The sequence below is a fragment of the Amycolatopsis sp. NPDC041971 genome (assembly GCF_055588925.1).
Genome location: NZ_JBVJCE010000011.1, coordinates 56,179 through 76,517, shown reverse-complemented (window position 1 = coordinate 76,517; position 20,339 = coordinate 56,179). Strand labels below are relative to the sequence as shown.

Below are 20,339 nucleotides of genomic sequence, written 5' to 3'. Positions count from 1 at the left end.
AAGCCTAACCTGACCACGTGGTCAAGCCCGGCAATGAACACTTGAGCAAAGCGGAGTGGCGCTCCCGGATAACCGCCGAACGACGTTCGCAAGTGTCGGAAGAGCGGATCCGGGAGGCCGCGGCGCTCACCGCCGCGGCCGCTCGGCTGCCGGGCGAAGTCGTCTGCGCCTACGTCCCGTTCGGTACGGAACCGGGCTCGACGACACTGCTTGATCAACTTCTCCACCTGGGCAAACGTGTGCTGCTGCCGATCGTCCCCGAGGCGCCGGGGCCGCTGGAGTGGGCCGTCTACGAAGGCCCGTCGAGCCTCGGGCCCGGCCGGCTGCGGGGGCTGCTCGAACCGACGGGGCACCGTCTCGGTCCCGACACGCTGGGGACGGCCGATCTGGTGTTGATCCCCGCGCTCGCCGTCGACGACGAAGGCGTCCGGCTGGGCCGGGGCGCCGGCTACTACGACCGGTCGCTCGCCTTCGCCGCGCCCGGCGCCGCGCTGATCGCCGTCGTCCGGGACGCCGAACTCGTGCGTGAGTTGCCCGCGGAACCGCATGACGTCCGCATGACCGGGGTACTGACCCCGGAGCACGGCCTGGCGCCGCGCCCGGTAATAGACTGACGCCCCGACGCAGTGGTTCAGAAAGGGCACAATGAGCTCTGACGCGCACCTGTCCGATCAATTCGCCGAAACGCTGTCGAAAATGCGTTCCGCGGGAGCTCACGCCATGGAGCTGGCGGCCCTGCGACGGCGTCTCGAGCAGCTGTCCGAACCCGGCGCCGGCCAACTGCCCGGAAACGAACTCGAACCTCTCGAGGACATCAGCAGGCTCGTCGACCTGCCCGAGCCGGACGCCGAAGAAGCGCGCCGGGTGCTCGACCGCACCGCCGTTCTGAAGCTCAACGGCGGGCTGGGCACGAGCATGGGGCTCACCGGTCCGAAGTCGCTGCTGGAGATTAAGCCGGGGAAGACGTTCCTCGACGTCATCGCCATGCAGGTGCTCTCGACCCGCGAAAAGTACAACGCGCGGCTTCCGCTGATCCTGATGAATTCCGCGGGCACCCGCGAGCCCTCGCTGGAGTTGCTGAAGAAGTATCCCGATCTCGCCGACGACGTCATCCCGGCCGACTTCCTGCAGGGCCGCGAGCCGAAGATCACCGCCGACGGGCGGCCCGCCGAATGGCCCGCGAACCCGGAACTCGAATGGTGCCCGCCGGGACACGGCGACATCTACATCGCGTTGGCGGTGAGCGGGATGCTCGAAACGCTTCTGGCGGAGGGCATCCGCTGGTGTTTCGTGTCCAACGCCGACAACCTCGGCGCGCTGCCGGACGCGCGGATCGCCGCGTGGCTCGCGAGCGAGAACGTCCCGTTCGCGATGGAGACCGTGCTCGGCACCGCGGCCGACCGCAAGGGCGGGCACCTCGCGCGGCGCGCGGGCCGGATCGTCCTGCGTGAATCCGCGCAGGTCCCCGACGGCGACGACTCGTTCGGCGATGTCGCCAAATGGCGTTTCTACAACACCAACAACATCTGGGTCGACCTCGAACGGCTGAAAGCCCTGCAGGACGCCGACCCGGCCGCGCCGCGGCTGCCGCTGATCGTGAACCGCAAGACCGTCGATCCGGCCGATTCGGCCAGTACTCCGGTGATCCAGCTCGAGACCGCGATGGGCGCGGCGATCGGCTCGGTCGAGGGTGCGCGGGCCATCGAAATCCCGCGGAGCCGGTTCGCGCCGGTGAAAACCACCGACGACCTGCTTGTCGTCCGGTCCGACGCGTACGTGCTCGACGAGGGCGGGGAGATGATCCCGGAGTTCACCACCCCGCCGGTCGTGTCGCTGAGCAAGGAGTTCTACAAGCTCCTGCCGGACTTCGACGCGCGTATCCCTTCGGTGCCTTCGCTCAAGGAGTGCACGAGCCTCGCGGTGGACGGCGACGTCACTTTCGGGAAGAACGTCGTCGTGCGGGGCGATGTGAAGATCACCGGGCCGAAAACCGTTCCGGACGGCGAAATCCTCTAGTCGCGCTGGGTGATGAACACGTACTCGCGTCCTGGACGATCGGGGGCGTCCCGGACGTCCAGGACGCGAAAGCCGTGTTCGGCCAGCAAGGATTCGAGTTCTTCGCGTTCGCGGAACCACAGCTTCGAGTCCGAGGTGACGACCTCGCCGTCGGGGAACCGGTAGCTGTACCGGAACGACACGAACGGGAGGTCCACCTCGGTGACCTCACGCCATTGCTCGACCTCGCCGACACCGGGGACGTCGATGATGTCGTGCGCGGTGTCCGCGGCCCAGTCCTCCCACACGCGGCGGCCGGGACGCCGGATCTCGAACACCAGGTGACCACCGGGCACCAACGCGGTGCGGACGCCATCGAGTGTCCGGCGCCATTCGTCGTCGGTCAGGAAGACCTGGGCCACGTTCCCGGTCATCACCGCGAGATCGGCGCCCGCCGCGCCCACGGCCTTCGCGTCACCGTGGACCCAGGTGATCTTCCCTGCCGGGTCCTTGGCCTTCGCGATCTCCAGCGACGCCTCGGCCGGGTCGACCCCCACGACCTCGATCCCGCGCCCGGCCAAAAGGACGGCCAGGCAGCCGGTGCCACAACCGACGTCAAGCACTCTCTTCGCCCCGAGTTCGCCGATGATGGCGAGGTAGTGGTCCAGGTCGTCGCGAGCGCCGTCGAAGGCGTCGTAGATCGGTGCGAGCCGGGCGTGGGTGAAGAGCGCGTCAGGCATTCGGTGACGATAGTTCCGGGACGCGTTCGAGAACCACGGATTTACTGTCGCGCCGCCAAGCCCGTTCTCCCAGCGCCGCCAGGAAAGCGGGCAGCAGCACGCCGCGGACCAGGGTGGCGTCGATCAGTACGGCGACCGCCATCCCGACGCCCATCATCTTGTACTCGATCGCGCTCAGCGTGATGAAGACGCTGAACACGCCGACCATGATCATCGCCGCGCCGCTGATCACTCCCGCGCTGGTGCCGGTGCCGCGGACGATCGCGGTGACGGCGCCTTCTGCCCGGCGTTCGCGGATCCGGCTGAGGATGAAGATGTGGTAGTCCATGCTCAGCCCGAACAGCAGGACGAACATGAACATCGGCAGCCAGCCGACGACCCCGCCGTACGGGGTGAATCCCAGCAGGGACGCGAAATGGCCGTCCTGGAAGATCCAGGTGAGCAGGCCGTACGCCGCGCCGATCGACAGCAGGTTCAGCAAGATCGACCCGAGTGCCACCGCCACGGACCGGAAAGCCAGCAGCAGCAACACGAACGCCGCCAGCAGGACGAACCCGAACACCAGCGGCATCCGCTCGACCACTCGGTCGGCGAAGTCGCGGGCGCTCGCCGTGCGCCCCGAAACCGCGAACTCGACGCCGTCCACCTCGCCGATCGTCTGCGGGAGTACCTCGGTGCGCAGTTTCGCCAGCGCGGCATCGGCTTCCGCGTCGCGGCCCGCGCCGGACAGCGGGACCCGGACGACCACGGCGTCGTCGACGTTCGCCACCGTGAGGGGTTTGTTGAGCACGCCGGAGGTCTCCCCGATCCGCCGGTCGAGATCCATGATCGCCGACCGCAGCGCCGGGCTGTCGACCGGGCCGCCGGTTTCGGCCGTCAGCACCACCGTCGCGGGGTAGACGGCTCCAGGGAAGGCTTCCTGGGTGCGGACGGCGACGTCGATCGTCGCGACCGACCGCGGCAGGCTCTCCGCCGGTGTCGGGTCCTGCAGCCGCATGCCGAGGGCGGGCAGCGTGAGCAGGATCAGCAGTGCCACCGCGAGTCCGCCCCACAGCGACGGCCGCCGGGTGACCACGCGGGCCGTCGCGGACCAGAACCGTGACTTCTCCGCAGCGGTGCGGTGCTTGCCCAGCCAGGGAATCCGGCCGCGATCGACCTTGTCACCCAGCAGCGAGAGCAGCGCCGGGAGGACGGTGACCGCGCCGAGCACGGCCAGCCCGACCACGAACGCCGTGCTGATCGCGAGACCGGTGAAGTTGTCGAGTCCGGTGAACACCAGCCCGCTCACGCACAGGGCCACCGTGATGCCGGAAACGACCACGACGTGCCCGGAGGTCCGCGCCGCGATGCGGATCGCGTCGTCGACGGAGTGTCCGCGCGCGCGTTCTTCCCGTTGCCGCCGCAGGAAGAAGAGCGAATAGTCGACGCCCACCGCCATCCCGATGAGCAGCGTGATCACCGTGGTCGCGCTGTTGATCGGGGTGAAGTCGTCGACGACGGACAGGAAGCCGAACGTCGCCGCGACGGTCGTGCCCGCCAGCAGCAACGGCACCGACGCCGCGACCAGCGCGCCGAAGACGATCAACAGAATCACCAGCGTCAGCGGCAGCGAAAGGAGTTCCGACCGCTTCACGTCCTCCCGGATGCCCTTGTCGACCACGGTCGACAGGCTGAGATCCCCGGACTGGCCCAACCGGACCGACGGATGCCGGGACGCGACCTCCTCGACCAGCGCGGACGCGGTCTCGAAGTTCGGGCGGATGTCCTTCTTCCCGCCCGCGATCGAAAAGCCGACGAGGCCGGACGCGCCGTCGGCCGAGATCCGCTCGGCACCGTCGGTGGCCAGTGGTGAGCGGACGTCGGTGACGGAGCCGGATCGGGTCAGTGTGGTGACCAGGTCTTCGGTCGCTCGCCGGAGTTCCTCGTCGGTGGCGAACGGTCGTGAGCCGGGCTCCTTCGCCTGGACGAGAACGTTCTCGCGCAACGGTTCGTAGGCGTCCTGGGCGTTCAAAGCGGTCTGTGCGCGACCGGACTCACCGGGATCGGTGCTTCGCCGGCTTTCGCCGTCCAGCAGCATTCCCGACAGCAGGGCGACGACCACGAGGGCGACCCAGCCGACGAGGGTGACCGCGCGGTGCCGCAGGGACCAGGCGGCGATCTTTTCGGGCAGCATGAACTACAGTCCTTTGCGTGAAGGAGTGAGATGCCTCGGGCGAGGTTTTTGCTTCTTCCTGCCTGGGCCGTCGAGTTGCCGCTCGGCGGCCCAGGGTCTTTCACCGGTGGTCGAGCCGTGTCTAGTCGACCTCCTTGAGGATCCGCTCGACAGTGCCCACGCTCTTCCTCAGTTCGGCGAGGCGTCCGTCGAGTTCGGTCAGTTTGCGTTCGGTCTCTTCTTGCGCCTGGACGGCTTTTTCGGCGAGCCTGCGGTACTCGTGCTCGCGGACGAGGGCGCCCTTGGCCCGGATGGTCGCGCCGAACTGCCACACGACCACCGTGATCACCACGGTGAGGAACACGAAGATGCCGATCAGCCCGGCGACCTCCTGCCATTGATGCCACTTCACGGTCGTTCCCCCTCGTCGCCGGGTGCCGGTGTGCTCAGCGTCGGCGCCGCGGCGGCGATGGTGTCCGGGCTCAGCTCGACCACGAACGGATTCACCTCGTAGAACTTCATCGCTTTCCCGTCCTCCGACAGCTCCAGTGCGGCCGATACGAGCCCGGCCGCCTCCAGTTTGCGCAGGTGGAGCTGCAACAGCGCCCGGCTGATGCCGAGCTCGCGCGCCAGCTGGCTCACATACGCGCGCTCCGCGCGCAGCGCCGCGACGATCCGCAGCCGATGCGGATTCGACAGCGCTCCCAGCACCCGCAGCAGCTCGTCGCCGGACGGTCCGGTGGCGGTCATGCCGCACTCCTGCACATGCCAAAGAAATCTAGCAGGTGCCGGGTTGGTCTGCCAGGTGCTCGAGCCAGACGTTCGGCTCCACGTAGACGCCGAGGTCCAGCGCCGAAGAGGCGAGCACCGGCGCGATCCCGCCCGGGACGGCCGTGAGGCCGTCCCGGAGTTCGACGCCGGTCCACGCCTTCCATCGGGCGAAGGTGCCGGTGACCGTCATCGCGAACGGCGCCACTTTCACGAACCGGGCGCCGAGTCGTTCATGCGTGCGCAGCCACGGATCCTCCGGCAGGCCGTCCGGGCGACGGCGAGCGATGTAGTCCTCAAAGGACAGTCCTGATGCGTTCTCCTTCCCGGCCGGGCGAACCGGCACGACGAGTTTGCGCATACCTGTTTCCGAGGCGCGCTTTCTCAATGCCTTTAACGCTTTTGTGGCCAGGCCGCCGCCACGACGGCCGGGCGCGACCATCACTTCGAGTGCGATCAGCGTATTCGTCTCACGGGTGCTCATCAGGTCTTCGGCGGCCCAGATCAAGGCGGCGTCCCAACCATGGTTCGGCAATTCCGGGCGTTCGGCCGTCGGAAAGCCGACCGGGACGGCGGCCGCTCTCGCCACCGGGACATCGTCTTCCAGCAGCACCAGGAAGTATTCCGGCCAGCGGGCGGCGAGGTGGGAAGACTTCGCCAGCAGACCGGCCGGGTCGTGCTGGAGGAATTCGCCGCCGACACCGCCGAGGGCGAGCGCGGGCTCGCGCAAGTCGGGCCGGGTGGCCAGGTCTTCGATCACGATCATGTCCTCAGTAGACCCGAGGACACGCGATTCTCACGAGGTGGTTTTCGGGCACGGCATCATCCGTGCGAGGTGGTGCGACCGCTCAGCGTACGGGCAGCGCGCGGCGCCGTCCGGTGATTCCGGTGGTGTTGAGGTTGGCGCGCTCGCCGGCGGAGTGACCGTCGAGGTAGCCGCTGCCGGACAACCGCCTCGGCGGTGCCGAGCGCAGGTCTCCGTATTGCTCGTCGTAGGCCTGCTTGACCATCGCCGTCCGGTCCTGGATGACCAGTTCGGCGGAGCGATGGCCCGCCGCGGTGGTGTGGGTGCGGGCCGCGGTGTCCTCGCTGTTGCGGAGCCGTTCGTAGACCGCGCCGGAGAAGCCGTGCAGCCAGGTGCGCCTATACGCGGCCAGGGATTCGCCCGCGAACACCCGGTTCTCCGGGCGGACCCGGGTCAGCTGGGTGGTCGCCTGCAGCAGCAGGCTCGTGTACAGCAGTTCCGTGCGTTCCAGATCGGAGCGGAAGCCGAACACCGTCACCGCGGTGACCGACTGGCCGAGCCGGTGCAGCAGGGCCCGGCAGCGCAGCGGATGCGCGATGTTCGTGAGCAGTCCCGCCTTGTCCCGGCTGTACGGGTTGTCGAGCGGGATCATGATCTGGGTGATCTCGTCCGCCGTCGCCCCGGAAGCGGCCAGCAACGCCTGATCGATGCCGTACCGGGCGATCAGTTCGGCGGCCTTGGTGTTGTACGACTCGGCTTCGGCCTCGGTGACCGCCGGGTCCTCCGCCTTCGCGAGGAGTTTCCGGACGCGCGCGAGCAGCGTGTCATGGTCGGGCATGGCCCTCCTTCCTGATTGGGTTGGAGCGGATCAATCTAGGAGAGAGGTCCGACAATATTCGGGCGGGATGTCCGCATCCCGGCAAGGGGGCGGTATGTCGATCGACGTCTCGGTGGTCGGCGCGGGTCCGAACGGGCTCGCGGCGGCGTCCCCCTTCTTCCGCTGGTTCGACCTCGCCGGGCACGGAGTCGACCTCCTGCGGCCGGAGATCGCGTACGCGCACCCGCTCGACGGTAACCGGGCCGGACTCGCCTATGAAGATCTCGACCGGACCTGTGACACCCTTGGTACGGACGGTCCCCGGTGGCGCCGTTTGCTGGGTCCGCTGGCCGGGCACACCGGCAGCCGGATCACGGATCTGTGGCGGCTGGCGAAGTCGCGCACGGTGATCCTCGACATCGCCCGCGCGGTTCCTTGAAATCGCCCGTGATCTGCCGCCGTCGCGATACCGGAAGGCGTGTACGCCGCCGAAAACGCCGTCGTGCGCGGGGGAGATCCGGAAGACCGGTTCGTGCTCGTGTCCGATCCGATGACGATCGATCCGTCCCGCGGGGTGCCGGGCAAACGGCCGGTGTGGGCGTATTGCCATTTGCCGCACGGGGATCCGCGAGACGTCACCGAACTCGTCCGGCGGCGGATCGAACGGTTCGCGGCCGGGTTCTCCGACATGATCCTGGCGAGCCGCTGTCTCACCTCGCCGCAACTCGAGGCGTACGACGCGAACTATCCCGGCGGTGACGTCGCCGCCGGGGCGGTGAACCTGCGGCAGATGCTCGGACGGCCGGTTCCGCGATGGAAGCCACATCGAACCCCGCTCGGCGGCGTCTTTCTCTGTTCGGCCGCGACGGCGCCGGGGCCCGGCGTGCACGGGATGGGTGGCTGGCAGGCCGCGAAGTCCGTACTGGGCAAAGACTTCGATCGTCTGGTTCACGACCCGAGGTAGGCGTCCAGCGTGACGGCCAGCGCCCTTTCCGGTGACGGCGCGAAGCTCGCACCGGCCAGCCCGCCCCACAGCCACAGCTGGGCGAGACCGTGCAGCGACGCCCACAGCGAGGACGCGAGCAGCCGCGGATCGGTCGTGGGATGCCAGCCGCCTTCCTGCAGTTCGGCGACCATCGCGGCGAAGAAGTCGAACACCGCGCTGCTCACCCGCGTGAGTTCGGGATCGTCCGCGTCGATGAGGTCGCGGCGGAACATCAACTCGAACATCGCCGGATTGGCCAGCGCGAAATCGAGGTAGCCGTGGCAGGCCGCGATGAGCCGTTCGCGCGGTGTCCCGTCCGGCAGGCCGGTGCCGCGTTCGAGCAATTCGGTGTAGCCGCGGGTGGCGACCGCCGACAGCAGGGAAGCGCGGCCGGGGAAATGCCGCAGCGGCGCGCCGTGCGACACACCGGCGGCCTTGGCGATCCCGCGCAGCGTCACGGCGCCGACGCCCGCTTCGGCCAGCAGGTTCGCCGCGGTGTCGATCAGGCGGGTTCGGGCGCCCACGGCCGGGCCTCCTCGTGGACGGGCAGGAGTTCGGGGCGTTTCGGCAGGAAACCGTCGCCCGGCTGGCGGCCGACGATCCGGTTGCGGAAGCGGGTGGTCGCGACCGGGAGGACTTCCCGCGACAGCCACCGCAGATCCGCGCGCAGGCCGGATCTCCCGGCCGGACCGGGCAGCGGGGCGAGCCAGGCCGGATCGTGGGTGACGCCGAGTTTGCCGAGCACGTGCCCGGCGAGGCGCCGGTGGCCCTGCTCGGACAGATGCAGCCGATCCGGGCCGAAATAGCGGGAATCGTGCGCGGCGTCGTCCGGCCAGAGGTCGACGAGGGTCGCGCCGTAGCTGACGGACGCTTCGCGGACGGCATCGTTCAACGCGGTGAGGCGCGGGCGCATGCGGTGACCCATCGGCATGCGGTGTGAGATGTCGCTGAGGGTGAAGGTGACGACCACCGGCGCGCTCTCGGTGCAAGCGCGGATGACCGTGTCGGTGCGGCGGGCGACCGTGCGCGCGTCCCAGCCGCGGCTCATCACGTCGTTGCCGCCGCCGAACAACGCGATCAGATCCGGCCGGAGCCTGCTCGCCGCCGGGGTCTGCTCGGCGTGGATCTGGTCGAGCCTGCGCCCGCGGACCGCGAGATTGGCGTAGCGGAAACCGGGCTCTTCCTCGGCGAGACGTGCCGCGACGAAGTCGGCCCAGCCGCGGTAGAAGCCACCCGACGGATGCGGATCGGCCAGCCCTTCGGCACAGCTGTCGCCGAGCGCGACGAAACGTTGGTAGCCCATCCAGATCTCCGTAACCGCTGGTTCACCTTGTGGACACTGTCTATCAAACTGATGTAGACGCTGTCTACTCGGTACTCAGGCGAGCCCGATGGGTGAAGGCGACGGCGCGCCACAGAACGTCTCCCCGTACGACCACAGCGCCGCCGCGTCCTGTTCAGTGACGAGAGTCGGCCGAGTTGAACGGCCCGGCACCGCGAGGAGGCCGGTTGCCCGGCCCGGCGCCCGGCGGTGCCTCGACAGCGTGGTCGAAGGCGCCGCCGGGCTCGCGCACCGGCGTCACGTCGGGATAGCGGCTCGCCACGCTCAACGCGGCCTTCGCGAGTGCGTCGTCCCAGCGATGTTCACGGCCGAGGGCGGCATTGAGGTCGGCCCCGGTCGTCCGTGCCGATTCCGGCGATCGTGGTTCCGGTGACGTGATGTGCCCGGGCCGTCAGCGCGAGGAAGTCCATGGGGCAAAGTATACGAACGATCGTGCTATCTTCTAGGGATGAGCGCACTCGAGGTGAACGAGGTCTTCGTCGGGCGGCCGTCCGTGCTGGGGACGAAGCGCGATGTCCCGGTGTACAGCGCCATCGCGAAATCGCGGGTGGAGAAGCCTTTCCTGAAGCTGGACGAGATCAATCTGGCCGGTGACGACCAGGCGGACCGGACTGTCCACGGCGGCGTCGACAAAGCGGTTTACCTCTACCCGGCGACGCATTACGAGGCCTGGTCGGAGCAGGGTTTTCCGGTGGTCGCGGGCGATTTCGGGGAGAACGCCTCGGTGACCGGCGCCGATGAGTACGACGTGCGCGTCGGTGACGTCTGGGCTTGGGGAGAGGCACTGGTCCAGATCTCGCAGCCGCGGACGCCGTGCTTCAAACTCGCGATGAAGACCGGGCGCAAGGACGTCATCCCGGCGATGATCGATTCCGGCCGCAGCGGCTGGTACCTGCGGGTGCTCCGCACGGGCGAGGTCCCCACCTCGGGGCGGATGACGCTCGAAGAACGCGATCCGGTGAATCCGACGATCGCCGAGGTGTACGTCGCGTCGTTCACCAACGTCGCCCAGCTGGACGAAGACCGCCGGGACGCGTACTGGGCACTGCTGGACCGGGTGCTCGCGGCACCGGCGCTTTCCCGGCAGTACCGTGACGGCCTGGAATCGGCGAAACGGCGGCGAGAGGAAGGGAATGCCGGTTGACGGCCGGGTGGCCCGCGGCGACGCGACGAGGCGGATCGTGCTCCGGCGCGCCGTCGATATCGCGTCCGTCGAAGGACTCGAAGGGTTGTCTCTCGGCAGGCTCGCCACCGAGCTGGAACTGAGCAAATCCGGGGTGTTCGCGTTGTTCGGTTCCAAGGAGGAACTGCAGCTCGCGGCGATCGAGACGGCGAGCGCGATCTTCGCGGAGAACGTCGTCGAGCCGACACTGGAGGTCGAGCAAGGGATCTCCAGGCTGCGCGCGCTGTGCGCGAACTGGCTCGACTACTCGGAACGCCGCGTTTTCCCGGGAGGCTGTTTCTTCTTCAACACCGGCGCCGAGTTCGACGCGCGGACCGGCCGGGTCCACGACGCGGTCGCGAAGGCGAGCCTGGGCTTCGTCCGGTTCATCCGGTCCACCGTCGTCGAGGCGAGGGAGGCGGGGCACCTGCGGGCGTCCGTCGAGGTGAACCGGCTGGCCTTCGAACTGCACGCGCTCGGCCGGGCCGCGAACGCCGATTCGGTGATGTTCGGTGGCACGGAGCCGTACACGCTGGCCCGCGCCGCCATCACCGCCCGCCTCGACGCCGCGGCCGTGCCATGAACGGTCCGTTCCTTGCAAATTTCGCAAGGAACGGACCGTTCATGGCGCGTTACTTCCAGTCGACCTGCGTGGACCGGTAGAAGTCGATCCCCTGCCGAACCCACCGCGGGCTCTGCTTCGCCAGCCGGAGCCGGTAGGCGTCCCAAGTCCGGGAAGCCTTCGGCGACCAGCCGATCTCGGCATGTCCCGGCAGTCTGGGAAACGCCATGAACTCGATGTTGTCACTGGTGATCAGCGTTTCCGACCACAGCGGCGCCTCGACGCCGATCACGTTCTTCTCCGACACGCCCTGCAGATACGTGGCCGGATCCCAGTCGTAACCGGTCTTGACCTCGATCAGCCCGGCCCAGCTCAGGCCGAGCGGCGTCTGCGGGTGGTACTTCATGTCGAGGTATGCCTTGTTCGCCGGCGACATCAGGATTTTGTTGCCGCGAGCCGCCGCCTCGGCCACGTTGGCGTCCGTTCCGGTCGTGCCCCAGAACTGCGGAACGGCCGAAACCGGCGGTTTCGTCTTGGCGATGTCGTGCCAGCCGGTGATCGTCTTGCCGTACTTCGCGACGATCGGATGCACCTTCGTGGCGAAGGTCTGGTAGTCCGCCGGGGTGGTCGAGTGGGCCTCGTCGCCCCCGATGTTGATGTACTTCCCGGGGGTGATCGCCGACAGTTCGCGGATGACGTCGTCGACGAACTTGTAGGTGATGTCCTTGTTGATGCACAGCGAGCTGTAGCCGACCTCGATGTCGGTGCGCGGAGGCACCGCGACACCGTCGCAGTTCAGTTCGGCGTAGGAGTGCTGAGCCGCGTTGGTGTGCCCCGGCATGTCGATCTCGGGAACGATGGTGATGTGCCGCGAAGCCGCGTAGCGCACGAGGTCCTTGTACTGCTCCTGTGTGTAGTAACCGCCGGGAGCGCCACCGACAGCCGTCTGGCCGCCCACGGTCGCCAGCTTCGGCCAGCTCTTGATCTCGATCCGCCAGCCCTGGTCGTCGCTCAGGTGCAGGTGGAGGGTGTTGATCTTGTACTGCGCGATCTGGTCGATGTAGAGCTTGACCTGCGCCGGCGTGAAGAAGTGCCGGGCGACGTCGAGCATCGCGCCGCGGTAGCCGAAGCGCGGGTAGTCGAGCACCGTGCCGCCCGAAACCACCCATGACCGCTTCTGGACGGTCTTCGCCTCGATCGCCGACGGGAACAGCTGACGCAGTGTCTGCACTCCGAGGAACAGGCCCTCGTCGGTGTTCGCCTTCAGTGTCACGCCGGAAGAGGAGACCTTGAGCTGGTAGCCCTCGGTGCCGGCCCGGTCGCTCGCGTGACCGGTTTCGAGCGAGATGGCCGGGCGGCCGCCGCGGTGGCCGGTGACGACGGGCAACCGGTAGCCGGTGGCGGGCCGGAGCAGTCCGGCCAGGTACTCGGCGACCTGCTTGCCTTCGCGGTCGGTGCGGATGACGGTGGCGGGGTTGAGCCGGAAGTTCGCGCGGGGATCGGGCTTCGCGTCGACAGGCGCGGGGACGACGTCGGCGACGGTCCGTTCGGCTTTCGCGTGCTGTCCCGCGCTCGCCGTCGCGGGCAGGCCGAACGTTACGAGACTCAGGACGGCCACGCCGAGCACGGTTCTGGACAGGCGTTTACTCATGGAGCACCTCCGGTCGGGTACCTGGAGACTCTCTGCTTCTAGAGGTATAGACCAATAGGGCAAACACGACAACACCCGATCGGACCAGTGCGCCGTGCCGATCATCGGTCATTCGCCACGCAGAACCGCTTTCAAGGCATCGAGAACGCTCGCGTCTTCGATGGTCGAGGGCACCTGCTCGTCGCGGCCGTCGGCGATCCCGCGCATGGTCTTGCGCAGGATCTTCCCGGAGCGTGTCTTCGGCAACGCGTCCACAATGGACACGGCACGGAACGCCGCGACCGGCCCGATGTCACGCCGCACCAGCGCGACCAATTCGGCCTCGAGTGTTTCGGCGTCGACGTCCACACCCGACTTCAGCACCACGAAACCGCGCGGAAGCTGCCCCTTGAGCTTGTCCCGGACGCCGATCACCGCGCATTCGGCGACGGCAGGGTGGGACGCCAGCACGGCCTCCATCGAACCGGTAGAAAGCCGGTGGCCCGCGACGTTGATGACGTCGTCGGTGCGACCCATGACGAACAGGTAACCGTCTTCGTCGACGTATCCGGAGTCACCCGTCAGGTAGTGACCGTCGTACCGCGAAAGATACGCCTCACGATACCGCTCGTCGTCCTGCCACAACGTGGGCAGCGATCCCGGCGGAAGCGGCAGTTTGATGGCGATGCCGCCCTCCCGCCCGGCGGGAAGCGGGTCGCCCGCCTGGTCCAGGATTCGCACGTCCCAGCCCGGCACCGGTTTCGTCGCGGAACCGGGTTTGACCGGCATCGGCTCCAGCCCGCGTGGGTTCGCCGCGATCGGCCAGCCGGTCTCGGTCTGCCACCAGTGGTCGATCACCGGCACGCCGAGCTTGCCGTGCGCCCAGTGATAGGTCTCCGGATCGAGCCGTTCACCGGCCATGAACAACGTCTTGAATCCGCTGAGCTGGTATTTCTCGATTTCGGCCGCGTCCGGGTCGACCTTCTTGATCGCCCGCAGCGCCGTCGGCGCGGTGAACAACGCCTTCACCCCGTGGTCGGCGATGACCCGCCAGAACGCGCCGGCGTCCGGGGTCCCGATTGGTTTGCCTTCGTACATGATCGACGTCGCCCCGATGAGGAGCGGCGCGTACACGATGTAGGAATGGCCGACGACCCAGCCGACGTCCGACGCCGTCCACCACACGTCACCGGGCCGGATGTCGTAGATCGCGCCCATCGACCAGGCCAGCGCGACCGCGTGCCCGCCGGTGTCGCGCACGACGCCCTTCGGCTTCCCCGTGGTGCCGGAGGTGTACAGGATGTACAGCGGATCGGTGGCGGCGACCGGCACCGGGCCGGCGGGGGAGGACTTCGCGACCAGTTCGGTCCAGTCGGCGTCGCGCTCTCCCATCTCGGCGTGAGCACGCTCCCGCTGCAGCACCACGACCTTGTCCGGCTGATGGACCGTGCCCGCTAGCGCCTCGTCGATGATCGGCTTGTATTCGACGACCCGGGTCGGCTCGATCCCGCACGAGGCGGCCACGATGACCTTGGGTTTCGCGTCCTCGATCCGCGCCGCCAGCTCCTTGGGCGCGAACCCGCCGAACACCACCGAATGCACCGCGCCGAGCCGGGCGCACGCGAGCATCGCGACCACGGACTCGGGGACCATCGGCATGTACACGATGACGCGGTCGCCCTTCCCGACGCCGAGAGACGCGAGCGCGCCGGCGAAGCGCGCGACGTCGTCCAGCAGTTCCGCGTAGGTGAACCGGCGTACCGAATCGGTGACGGGGGAATCCCAGATCAGCGCGGTCTGCTCGCCGCGGCCGTCCCGCACGTGCCGGTCGAGCGCGTTGAACGCCGTGTTCAGTTCCCCATCCGGAAACCATCGGTAGAAGGGCGCCTTCGACGCGTCCAGGGCCTGCGTCGGCGGACGGGTCCAGTCGATCGCCTGCGCGGCTTCGAGCCAGAAACCCTCCGGGTCTTCGAGGCTCCGCTGATACGTCTCGGCGTGCATCGAATGCTCCTTCGCGCTCGGGTACCGGACCCCATCATGGACTTCAGGCCACGTCGATGCCCGGTGATAACGGCGCGGAGACGCCCGCGACAACCCGGCAACCCTGTGACGGCATGGAGCGTCCTAAGCTGGACTAGGGGTAAAAACGCCGGAAACGGCCTCGACGAGCGAGGGGAGCAGGGTCCATGGGACTAGCGAGCGCGCTGCTTTCGTTCGCGCACAGCCTGTTCGGGCCAGGGATCTGGCCAGGGGACTGGGTGTGGGCGACGAGCACCGCGGGAGCGCTGGTCGCGCTGCTGCCCGCACTGGGAGCGATGGTCGTCGCGATCATCCGCAAAGGCACCGGCAACCGCTACGACGTGGTGACCCTGTCCATCTTCGGCGGGATCGGCGCCGTCGCCGTCTTCCTGCTGCCGTGGCTGCTGGCCACCGGTGTTTCGCAGGTCTACCAGGAGGCCGCCTCAACGAAGTCGGGCGGTAAGTCCGGCTTCTCCAGCGGCGACCTGTCGACCTTCACCTCCGACTACAGCCCGCTGATCGGCGCGCAGAGCGAGTACCTCGGCCGCGGCCAGAACGTGTACGAGGTCCTGTTCTATCCGAGCGGGATGCAGCTGAGCTACATCTTCTACCTGATCCTGCTGGTCGGGCTGCCCGCGCTGTCGCTGCTCTTCGTGATGCTGCAGGCACGGACCGCGTTCCGCCGCGGACCGAAGTGGCCTTCGCGGTTCTTCTGGATCCCGTTCGTGCTGATGGTGCTGGCGAGCATCGGCATGGGCGCGAACACCGCCGTGCACTTCTGGCTCGGTTTCCTGCCGTTCAGCGTGCTGGGCCTGATCCCGGTCGCGCTGGTCGGCCCGCCGCCGTGGTCGGTGATCAACCGGCCGGACCCGCAGCCCCGGCAGAAGGTCGAGCCGTACCGCCCGGAGCCGCCCGCCCCGAAACCGCAGCCGCAGCTGCCGCCCCCGCCCGCCAAGCAGTACCCGGCGACCGCGCTGGCACAGGCGCCCGAGCCTCCCGCGCTGGCCGCGGTACCCGGCCCGGTCCCGCCGCCTCCGGGTTCCCGGAACTCCGGCGGCGGCCGCTACAAGCGTGTCCGGCGGCTCGGCCACGGCGGTTTCGGCACCGTGTGGGAAGCGGTCGATACGCAGCTCAACCGCACTGTCGCGCTGAAGATCGCGCACGCGCCGGATCGGGACACCGAAGAGCGGATGCAGCGTGAGGCCCGTGCGCTGGCCGTGGTGAACCACCCCAACTGCGTCCGCGTGTACGACCTCGTCGAGGAGCCTGACGGGCTCGCGCTGGTCATGGAGTACCTCGAAGGGCGCTCGCTGGCCGAGATCGTCGACTCGCAGGGCCCGCTCGACGACATCGCCGCCGGACGGCTCTGGTCGACCATGGCGGGCGCGCTCGCCGCGGCGCACGAAAAGGGTGTCCTGCACCGGGACCTGAAGCCGTCGAACATCATCCTCGACCGCAACGGGCTCGCTCACCTCATCGACTTCGGTATCGCCCGCAGCCAGGGCGACTCGAAGATGACCGCGACCGGGATGATGATCGGCACGCCGGACTTCGTCGCTCCCGAGCAGGCGATGGGCTCCCCGGCGAGCCCGGCTTCGGACGCTTGGCAGCTCGCCGCGACGGTCAGCTACGCACTGTCAGGCCAGCCCCCGCGCGGCACCCGGGAGACCCCGATGGCCGCGCTGATGGCCGCCGCCCGTGCCGAACCGGTCTCGAAGCTGCCGAACCGCAGCGCGCACGCGCGGATCCTCATCGCTTCGCTGGACCAGGAACCCCGCCGGCGCCCGACGCTCAGCGCCGTGCGCCGCGACGTCGAAGGCTGGCTCGCTCGCGCGGGCAAGTCGCCGGACGGCCCGGTCACCCAGATCGTCCCGCGACGCCCTCCGCAGTCGCAACCGCAGCCCCGCCAGCAACCGCAGCCTCAGCGTCACCCGCGCTGACCTGCGGAAAGAGAGCAAGGGACCTTTGCTACCGTTAGTTAGTGTGCTAACGGACGCTAGCAAAGGTCCCTTGCTCTCTCACTCGATGATCACCCAGGTCCCGTCGCGCCAGCCCATGGTGAAGATCTTGGGGTCCCCGTCCATGATCGTCGCCTTCGGCGCGATCGCGTCGGGTGGGACGGTCACCTGGTCGGGCCCCTTGCTCTTCACCTTCGCGCGGTCGACCCGGGTGACTTTCAGGTTCTTCAGATCCGCGGGCGTGAACATCTCGAACAGCATCGGCGTGAGGCTGCGGCACTCCTTCATCCCGCCGTCATAGGCGGGCGCCGAAATCCGGCACACGGTGTCCAGGTCCTTGGCACCCAGCGCGTGATGGAACTCTTCCATCACGCGCGCGGCGCCGTCCGGTGTGTGCGTCACCGCCCCGCCGGTGGCGGGCTTGAGGACCGTCGCGGCGGTCGCTGAAGAGGCTGTAGCGCTTGCGCGCGTAGTCGACGTAGGTGCGCTCGAGCTGCTGCTCGGCGCTTCGGAAGTGCTCGGAACAGCCGAAGTCTGTGGTGACGCGGTCCCCGCTGTCTGCTCTTCGCAGCCCGCGATCAAGAACAACGCGACGGCCGCGCAGGCCGCTCCGAGCGGTCGGATCATCATGATGCCCCCTGTCGAACTGCGACTGACCAGGGGAGAGTAACAACTTAGTCCTAAGTGTCACAGTGGAATCGGGAAACGCCCTACGCGTCGCCGTTGATCAAGGCGACCATCGACACCGCCAAGATGAGCTGCGCGGATACGCAGGTCCGCTTCATCGCTTCCTTCTTCTTGCCGATGAAATCGACCTGCACCACCTGACCATTCGCGAGCTGGACGCTCACGGCACAGGTCTCCTCGGTCTGTTCGTACCTGGCCTTCAGCAGCCCGAACTTCCCGTTCCGCACCTCCGCGCCCTGCTTCGGTGGCACGGTTTCGAGACCGCCGGTGCCGGTCGTGTACATCCCGACGGCTTTCGCATAGGCGACCTCGTGGGTACAGGTCGGTCCGACAGGGCTTTCGCCCTTCTGAGCACTTTCACGGCCCGCGTTGACCCCCGCGTAATTCGCATGGGTGAACTTGACGACCTCGCAGATGTCGGCGTTCTTCAGCGCCTCCGCCGACGGCTCCTGAACGGTGCTCGGCGCAGGCTTGCCACCGGCGAGCGGAACGAATTTCTTCAACACCACTTCGGCGACCTTCTTCGCCAGTTCGCAGTGTTCGGCGCGGACCCCTCCTTCGTCGTTGTCGACGTCATAGGCGTCGACGGCGATCGAGGCGTAGGCGCGTACGTCCATGTTGACCGAGCAGAAGGTCGCCGGTTCCGGGTCGAAGGCATAGACCCGGCCCTTGATGCCGGCGATCTCCACCGGTTCCATCACCGGGGAGTCCTGCGTGATCCAGCTGTACGGGCTGTAGGCGTGCACCTGCGCGCCCTTGTTCCCCGGGAACACGAACTGGCAGCCGCTGAGCGTGCCCTTGGTGCTGACCAGGCCGAGCGGCTGCAGATCGGGTTTGATCGAATCCAGCCAATCGCAGCCTTCTTCGCCCTGTTTCACGGGCAGGGCCAGCGGCTGATCGAGCACCTGATCGCTGAAACCCGACCCGTCCGCGGGCGGGTCGTACTTCGGATACTTCGCTTCGCCGCCGCTGGTGGCGGCCGGAGCGGCACCCTCACGGAAGGCTTTTCCGTCGACGGCGCTCGAACACCCCGTGAGCAGCAGTGCGATGGCCACGAGATACGGCCAACGAGACATGGTGACCCCCAGAAATCCCTGATTCGGACAGGAGTCTAAGTCGCTTTCAGGGGCCTCGCTGGATCTTGGGGCAACCGGTCGCGGTCACTTCCAGGACGGAAGCCACAGCTCGGCGTTCCAGTGCTCGTTGGTGATCGCGTTGCCGTTGAGGATCGGCCACAACCAGGCGAAATTGGCCACCACGAGCCCTACGTAAAGGGCGACGACGAGCATGCCGGTGCCCCGCCGCTCGAAGCCGCGTTTCGCACTGCCGAGGATCTGCCCGAGGATCAGCGTCAACCCGAGTATCAGGAACGGCGCCAACGGCGTCGCGTAGAAGTAGTACATCTGGCGGTCGAGGTTGGTGAACCACGGCAGGAAGCCGGCCAGGTAGCCGACGAGCACGGCGGCGTAGCGCCAGTCCGCGCGGAAGAACGACCGCCACACGCTCCAGCCGAGCATCGGCAGCGCCAGCCACCACATCGCCGGCGTCCCGATCAGCATCGTCGCCCGCACGCAGGTCGACTCACCGCAGCCGGTCGCGTCGGTGCCCCCCGCGTACGCGTAGAGCATCGGCCGCAGCCCCATCGGCCAGGTCCACGGCTTCGACTCCCACGGATGCGGTTTGTCCTTGGGCGTGACCAGGTTCGCGTGGAAGTCGAGGACGTTCATCGAATAGTCGCCGAGCGACCGCAACGCGGGCGGCATCCACGCCCAGAAACCGGGATCGATGTCCTTGATCGCCACGTAATTGCGGTCGGTCGCGGTCTCGCTCGCGAACCAGGCCCAGTAGCAGGCGAGGTACACCAGGATCGGAACGACGACGATCGCCCACAGCGCGGGCAGCACGTCGCGGCGCAGCGTGCCGACCCAAGGCCGCTGCACGCCGGCGGCCCGGCGCGCGGCCACGTCGAAGAACACGGTGAGCAGCCCGAACGCGGCGATGTAGTAGAGCGCCGACCATTTGACGCCGAAGGTCAGCCCGATCATCAGGCCCCCGGCGAACCGCCACCACCGGAAACCCAGCTTCGGGCCGAACCGGGATTCGTCGATCCAGCCTTCGCGGACGGCCACCGCGAGCCGCTGCCGCACCTGGTCGCGGTCGCACAGCACGCAGGCGAACGCGGCGAGCACGAACAACGCGATGAAGATGTCGAGCATGCCCATACGTGATTGCAGGTGCAGAACGCCGTCACTGATCACCAGGATCCCGGCGACCGCGCCGAGCAGGGTGGAACGGGTGAGCCGCCGGGCGATCCGGATGATGAGGAACACGATCAGCGTGCCCGCCAGCGCGGGCATGATCCGCCAGCCCCAGGCGTTGTAGCCGAACAGCCACTCGCCGATCGCGATGAGATGCTTCGCCAGCGGCGGGTGCACGATCAGCTCATAGCCGTAGTTGTCTTCGTAACCGCCGTTGCGCAGCATCTGCCACGCCTGCGGGACGTAGTGCTTCTCGTCGAAGACCGGCGTGCCCTTGTCCGTGGGCGTTCCCAGGTTCTGGATCCGGACGATGCCGCCGATGAGCGTCAGCACCAGCGTGACGACCCAGCCGCGCAGGCGATCGGTCGGCATGCCGCGGCCGAGGAGAGAGGCCTCCCGATCGCTCGGTGGCCGGAGCGCGTCGACCGGATCCGGCCGCACGCTCTCGTTGTCACGGGTCAGCAGTGCGGTCACGGGGCATGATCCTACGGGCGGAAGAGTGAACTCGGTGTCCGGATC

General features: G+C 68.0%; 22 protein-coding genes. 8 read left to right on the top strand and 14 right to left on the bottom strand.

Features of this window, described 5'->3' with window-relative positions; genetic code table 11:
• The first annotated feature begins 41 nt into the window (after positions 1–41).
• On the top strand, positions 42–614 hold the full coding sequence (locus ACZ6DT_RS21900) for a 5-formyltetrahydrofolate cyclo-ligase (RefSeq protein WP_465598142.1): 573 nt from the start codon (positions 42–44) through the stop codon (positions 612–614).
• An 82-nt stretch (positions 615–696) separates the two neighbouring features.
• Positions 697–2,016 carry a UTP--glucose-1-phosphate uridylyltransferase gene (locus tag ACZ6DT_RS21895; protein ID WP_465598139.1) on the top strand — a complete coding sequence of 440 codons (1,320 nt, stop codon included), beginning with the start codon at positions 697–699 and terminating at the stop codon, positions 2,014–2,016.
• On the opposite strand, the gene ACZ6DT_RS21890 is transcribed toward ACZ6DT_RS21895, so the two are convergent.
• The 6 genes from ACZ6DT_RS21890 to ACZ6DT_RS21865 all read right to left on the bottom strand — a co-directional run bounded on the left by ACZ6DT_RS21890 (position 2,013) and on the right by ACZ6DT_RS21865 (position 7,238).
• Complete coding sequence (locus ACZ6DT_RS21890; protein ID WP_465598136.1) at positions 2,013–2,735, bottom strand: class I SAM-dependent methyltransferase; 723 nt, start codon at positions 2,733–2,735, stop codon at positions 2,013–2,015. The two genes, ACZ6DT_RS21895 and ACZ6DT_RS21890, sit on opposite strands and share 4 nt — an antisense overlap.
• Entirely contained in the window at positions 2,728–4,908 is a 2,181-nt protein-coding gene (locus ACZ6DT_RS21885) for an MMPL family transporter (RefSeq protein ID WP_465598133.1), read from the bottom strand. The genes ACZ6DT_RS21890 and ACZ6DT_RS21885 overlap by 8 nt, the downstream gene beginning before the upstream one ends.
• A gap of 121 nt (positions 4,909–5,029) precedes the next feature.
• Entirely contained in the window at positions 5,030–5,299 is a 270-nt protein-coding gene (locus tag ACZ6DT_RS21880) for a hypothetical protein (RefSeq protein WP_465598130.1), read from the bottom strand.
• Positions 5,296–5,637, bottom strand: coding sequence for an ArsR/SmtB family transcription factor (locus ACZ6DT_RS21875; protein ID WP_465598127.1), 342 nt, complete (start codon positions 5,635–5,637; stop codon positions 5,296–5,298). Before ACZ6DT_RS21875 ends, ACZ6DT_RS21880 begins: the two co-directional genes overlap by 4 nt.
• Before the next feature lie 28 nt (positions 5,638–5,665).
• Complete coding sequence (locus ACZ6DT_RS21870) at positions 5,666–6,421, bottom strand: GNAT family N-acetyltransferase (RefSeq protein WP_465598124.1); 756 nt, start codon at positions 6,419–6,421, stop codon at positions 5,666–5,668.
• A gap of 82 nt (positions 6,422–6,503) precedes the next feature.
• The gene (locus tag ACZ6DT_RS21865) at positions 6,504–7,238 is read right to left on the bottom strand and encodes a DUF2786 domain-containing protein (protein WP_125782440.1); all 735 of its coding nucleotides are present in this window, start codon (positions 7,236–7,238) and stop codon (positions 6,504–6,506) included.
• Between the two features lie 94 nt (positions 7,239–7,332).
• On the opposite strand from ACZ6DT_RS21865, the gene ACZ6DT_RS21860 reads away from it, so the two are divergent.
• A complete protein-coding gene (locus tag ACZ6DT_RS21860; protein WP_465598122.1) occupies positions 7,333–7,656 on the top strand; it encodes a hypothetical protein in 324 nt (107 codons plus the stop codon).
• A 39-nt stretch (positions 7,657–7,695) separates the two neighbouring features.
• A complete protein-coding gene (locus ACZ6DT_RS21855) occupies positions 7,696–8,181 on the top strand; it encodes a phytoene desaturase family protein (RefSeq protein WP_465598119.1) in 486 nt (161 codons plus the stop codon).
• Here ACZ6DT_RS21855 and ACZ6DT_RS21850 read toward each other — a convergent pair.
• The 3 genes from ACZ6DT_RS21850 to ACZ6DT_RS21840 form a co-directional block, all read right to left on the bottom strand.
• Entirely contained in the window at positions 8,166–8,726 is a 561-nt protein-coding gene (locus ACZ6DT_RS21850) for a TetR/AcrR family transcriptional regulator (RefSeq protein ID WP_465598116.1), read from the bottom strand. The two genes, ACZ6DT_RS21855 and ACZ6DT_RS21850, sit on opposite strands and share 16 nt — an antisense overlap.
• Positions 8,705–9,505, bottom strand: a complete 801-nt coding sequence (locus ACZ6DT_RS21845) for an SGNH/GDSL hydrolase family protein (protein ID WP_465598113.1) — start codon at positions 9,503–9,505, stop codon at positions 8,705–8,707. Before ACZ6DT_RS21845 ends, ACZ6DT_RS21850 begins: the two co-directional genes overlap by 22 nt.
• 154 nt (positions 9,506–9,659) lie before the next feature.
• A complete protein-coding gene (locus ACZ6DT_RS21840; protein WP_465598110.1) occupies positions 9,660–9,812 on the bottom strand; it encodes a hypothetical protein in 153 nt (50 codons plus the stop codon).
• A 180-nt stretch (positions 9,813–9,992) separates the two neighbouring features.
• Between ACZ6DT_RS21840 and ACZ6DT_RS21835 the strand changes: the two genes are divergently transcribed.
• Entirely contained in the window at positions 9,993–10,688 is a 696-nt protein-coding gene (locus ACZ6DT_RS21835; RefSeq protein WP_465598107.1) for an MOSC domain-containing protein, read from the top strand.
• A complete protein-coding gene (locus tag ACZ6DT_RS21830) occupies positions 10,678–11,289 on the top strand; it encodes a TetR/AcrR family transcriptional regulator (RefSeq protein WP_465598104.1) in 612 nt (203 codons plus the stop codon). The genes ACZ6DT_RS21835 and ACZ6DT_RS21830 overlap by 11 nt, the downstream gene beginning before the upstream one ends.
• A gap of 49 nt (positions 11,290–11,338) precedes the next feature.
• Here ACZ6DT_RS21830 and ACZ6DT_RS21825 read toward each other — a convergent pair whose 3' ends face one another.
• Together ACZ6DT_RS21825 and ACZ6DT_RS21820 are read right to left on the bottom strand one after the other, a co-directional pair.
• Positions 11,339–12,919, bottom strand: a complete 1,581-nt coding sequence (locus tag ACZ6DT_RS21825; protein ID WP_465598102.1) for a beta-N-acetylhexosaminidase — start codon at positions 12,917–12,919, stop codon at positions 11,339–11,341.
• A 108-nt stretch (positions 12,920–13,027) separates the two neighbouring features.
• A complete protein-coding gene (locus ACZ6DT_RS21820) occupies positions 13,028–14,899 on the bottom strand; it encodes a propionyl-CoA synthetase (RefSeq protein ID WP_465598099.1) in 1,872 nt (623 codons plus the stop codon).
• A 185-nt stretch (positions 14,900–15,084) separates the two neighbouring features.
• Between ACZ6DT_RS21820 and ACZ6DT_RS21815 the strand changes: the two genes are divergently transcribed.
• Complete coding sequence (locus tag ACZ6DT_RS21815; protein ID WP_465598096.1) at positions 15,085–16,857, top strand: serine/threonine-protein kinase; 1,773 nt, start codon at positions 15,085–15,087, stop codon at positions 16,855–16,857.
• A gap of 78 nt (positions 16,858–16,935) precedes the next feature.
• Here ACZ6DT_RS21815 and ACZ6DT_RS21810 read toward each other — a convergent pair whose 3' ends face one another.
• Positions 16,936–17,277, bottom strand: coding sequence for a hypothetical protein (locus tag ACZ6DT_RS21810; protein WP_465598093.1), 342 nt, complete (start codon positions 17,275–17,277; stop codon positions 16,936–16,938).
• Positions 17,278–17,296: 19 nt separating this feature from the next.
• Here ACZ6DT_RS21810 and ACZ6DT_RS21805 point away from each other — a divergent pair, with 19 nt between their 5' ends.
• Positions 17,297–17,545, top strand: a complete 249-nt coding sequence (locus ACZ6DT_RS21805; protein ID WP_465598090.1) for a hypothetical protein — start codon at positions 17,297–17,299, stop codon at positions 17,543–17,545.
• Positions 17,546–17,585: 40 nt separating this feature from the next.
• Here the strand turns inward: ACZ6DT_RS21805 and ACZ6DT_RS21800 are convergent, their stop codons facing one another.
• Positions 17,586–18,638: a DUF3558 domain-containing protein gene (locus ACZ6DT_RS21800; protein WP_465598088.1), complete on the bottom strand. Its 1,053-nt coding sequence runs from the start codon at positions 18,636–18,638 to the stop codon at positions 17,586–17,588.
• An 84-nt stretch (positions 18,639–18,722) separates the two neighbouring features.
• Positions 18,723–20,294: a dolichyl-phosphate-mannose--protein mannosyltransferase gene (locus ACZ6DT_RS21795; RefSeq protein WP_465598085.1), complete on the bottom strand. Its 1,572-nt coding sequence runs from the start codon at positions 20,292–20,294 to the stop codon at positions 18,723–18,725.
• Positions 20,295–20,339 lie beyond the last annotated feature (45 nt).

What these genes read in the sequence shown, in the direction of transcription:
- ACZ6DT_RS21895 (WP_465598139.1), top strand. Translation starts at nt 697, where the DNA reads ATGCGTTCCGCGGGAGCTCACGCCATGGAGCTGGCGGCCCTGCGACGG.
- ACZ6DT_RS21890 (WP_465598136.1), bottom strand. Translation starts at nt 2,735, where the DNA reads ATGCCTGACGCGCTCTTCACCCACGCCCGGCTCGCACCGATCTACGAC.
- ACZ6DT_RS21885 (WP_465598133.1), bottom strand. Translation starts at nt 4,908, where the DNA reads ATGCTGCCCGAAAAGATCGCCGCCTGGTCCCTGCGGCACCGCGCGGTC.
- ACZ6DT_RS21875 (WP_465598127.1), bottom strand. Translation starts at nt 5,637, where the DNA reads ATGACCGCCACCGGACCGTCCGGCGACGAGCTGCTGCGGGTGCTGGGA.
- ACZ6DT_RS21870 (WP_465598124.1), bottom strand. Translation starts at nt 6,421, where the DNA reads ATGATCGTGATCGAAGACCTGGCCACCCGGCCCGACTTGCGCGAGCCC.
- ACZ6DT_RS21865 (WP_125782440.1), bottom strand. Translation starts at nt 7,238, where the DNA reads ATGCCCGACCATGACACGCTGCTCGCGCGCGTCCGGAAACTCCTCGCG.
- ACZ6DT_RS21860 (WP_465598122.1), top strand. Translation starts at nt 7,333, where the DNA reads ATGTCGATCGACGTCTCGGTGGTCGGCGCGGGTCCGAACGGGCTCGCG.
- ACZ6DT_RS21845 (WP_465598113.1), bottom strand. Translation starts at nt 9,505, where the DNA reads ATGGGCTACCAACGTTTCGTCGCGCTCGGCGACAGCTGTGCCGAAGGG.
- ACZ6DT_RS21835 (WP_465598107.1), top strand. Translation starts at nt 9,993, where the DNA reads ATGAGCGCACTCGAGGTGAACGAGGTCTTCGTCGGGCGGCCGTCCGTG.
- ACZ6DT_RS21830 (WP_465598104.1), top strand. Translation starts at nt 10,678, where the DNA reads ATGCCGGTTGACGGCCGGGTGGCCCGCGGCGACGCGACGAGGCGGATC.
- ACZ6DT_RS21825 (WP_465598102.1), bottom strand. Translation starts at nt 12,919, where the DNA reads ATGAGTAAACGCCTGTCCAGAACCGTGCTCGGCGTGGCCGTCCTGAGT.
- ACZ6DT_RS21820 (WP_465598099.1), bottom strand. Translation starts at nt 14,899, where the DNA reads ATGCACGCCGAGACGTATCAGCGGAGCCTCGAAGACCCGGAGGGTTTC.
- ACZ6DT_RS21815 (WP_465598096.1), top strand. Translation starts at nt 15,085, where the DNA reads ATGGGACTAGCGAGCGCGCTGCTTTCGTTCGCGCACAGCCTGTTCGGG.
- ACZ6DT_RS21800 (WP_465598088.1), bottom strand. Translation starts at nt 18,638, where the DNA reads ATGTCTCGTTGGCCGTATCTCGTGGCCATCGCACTGCTGCTCACGGGG.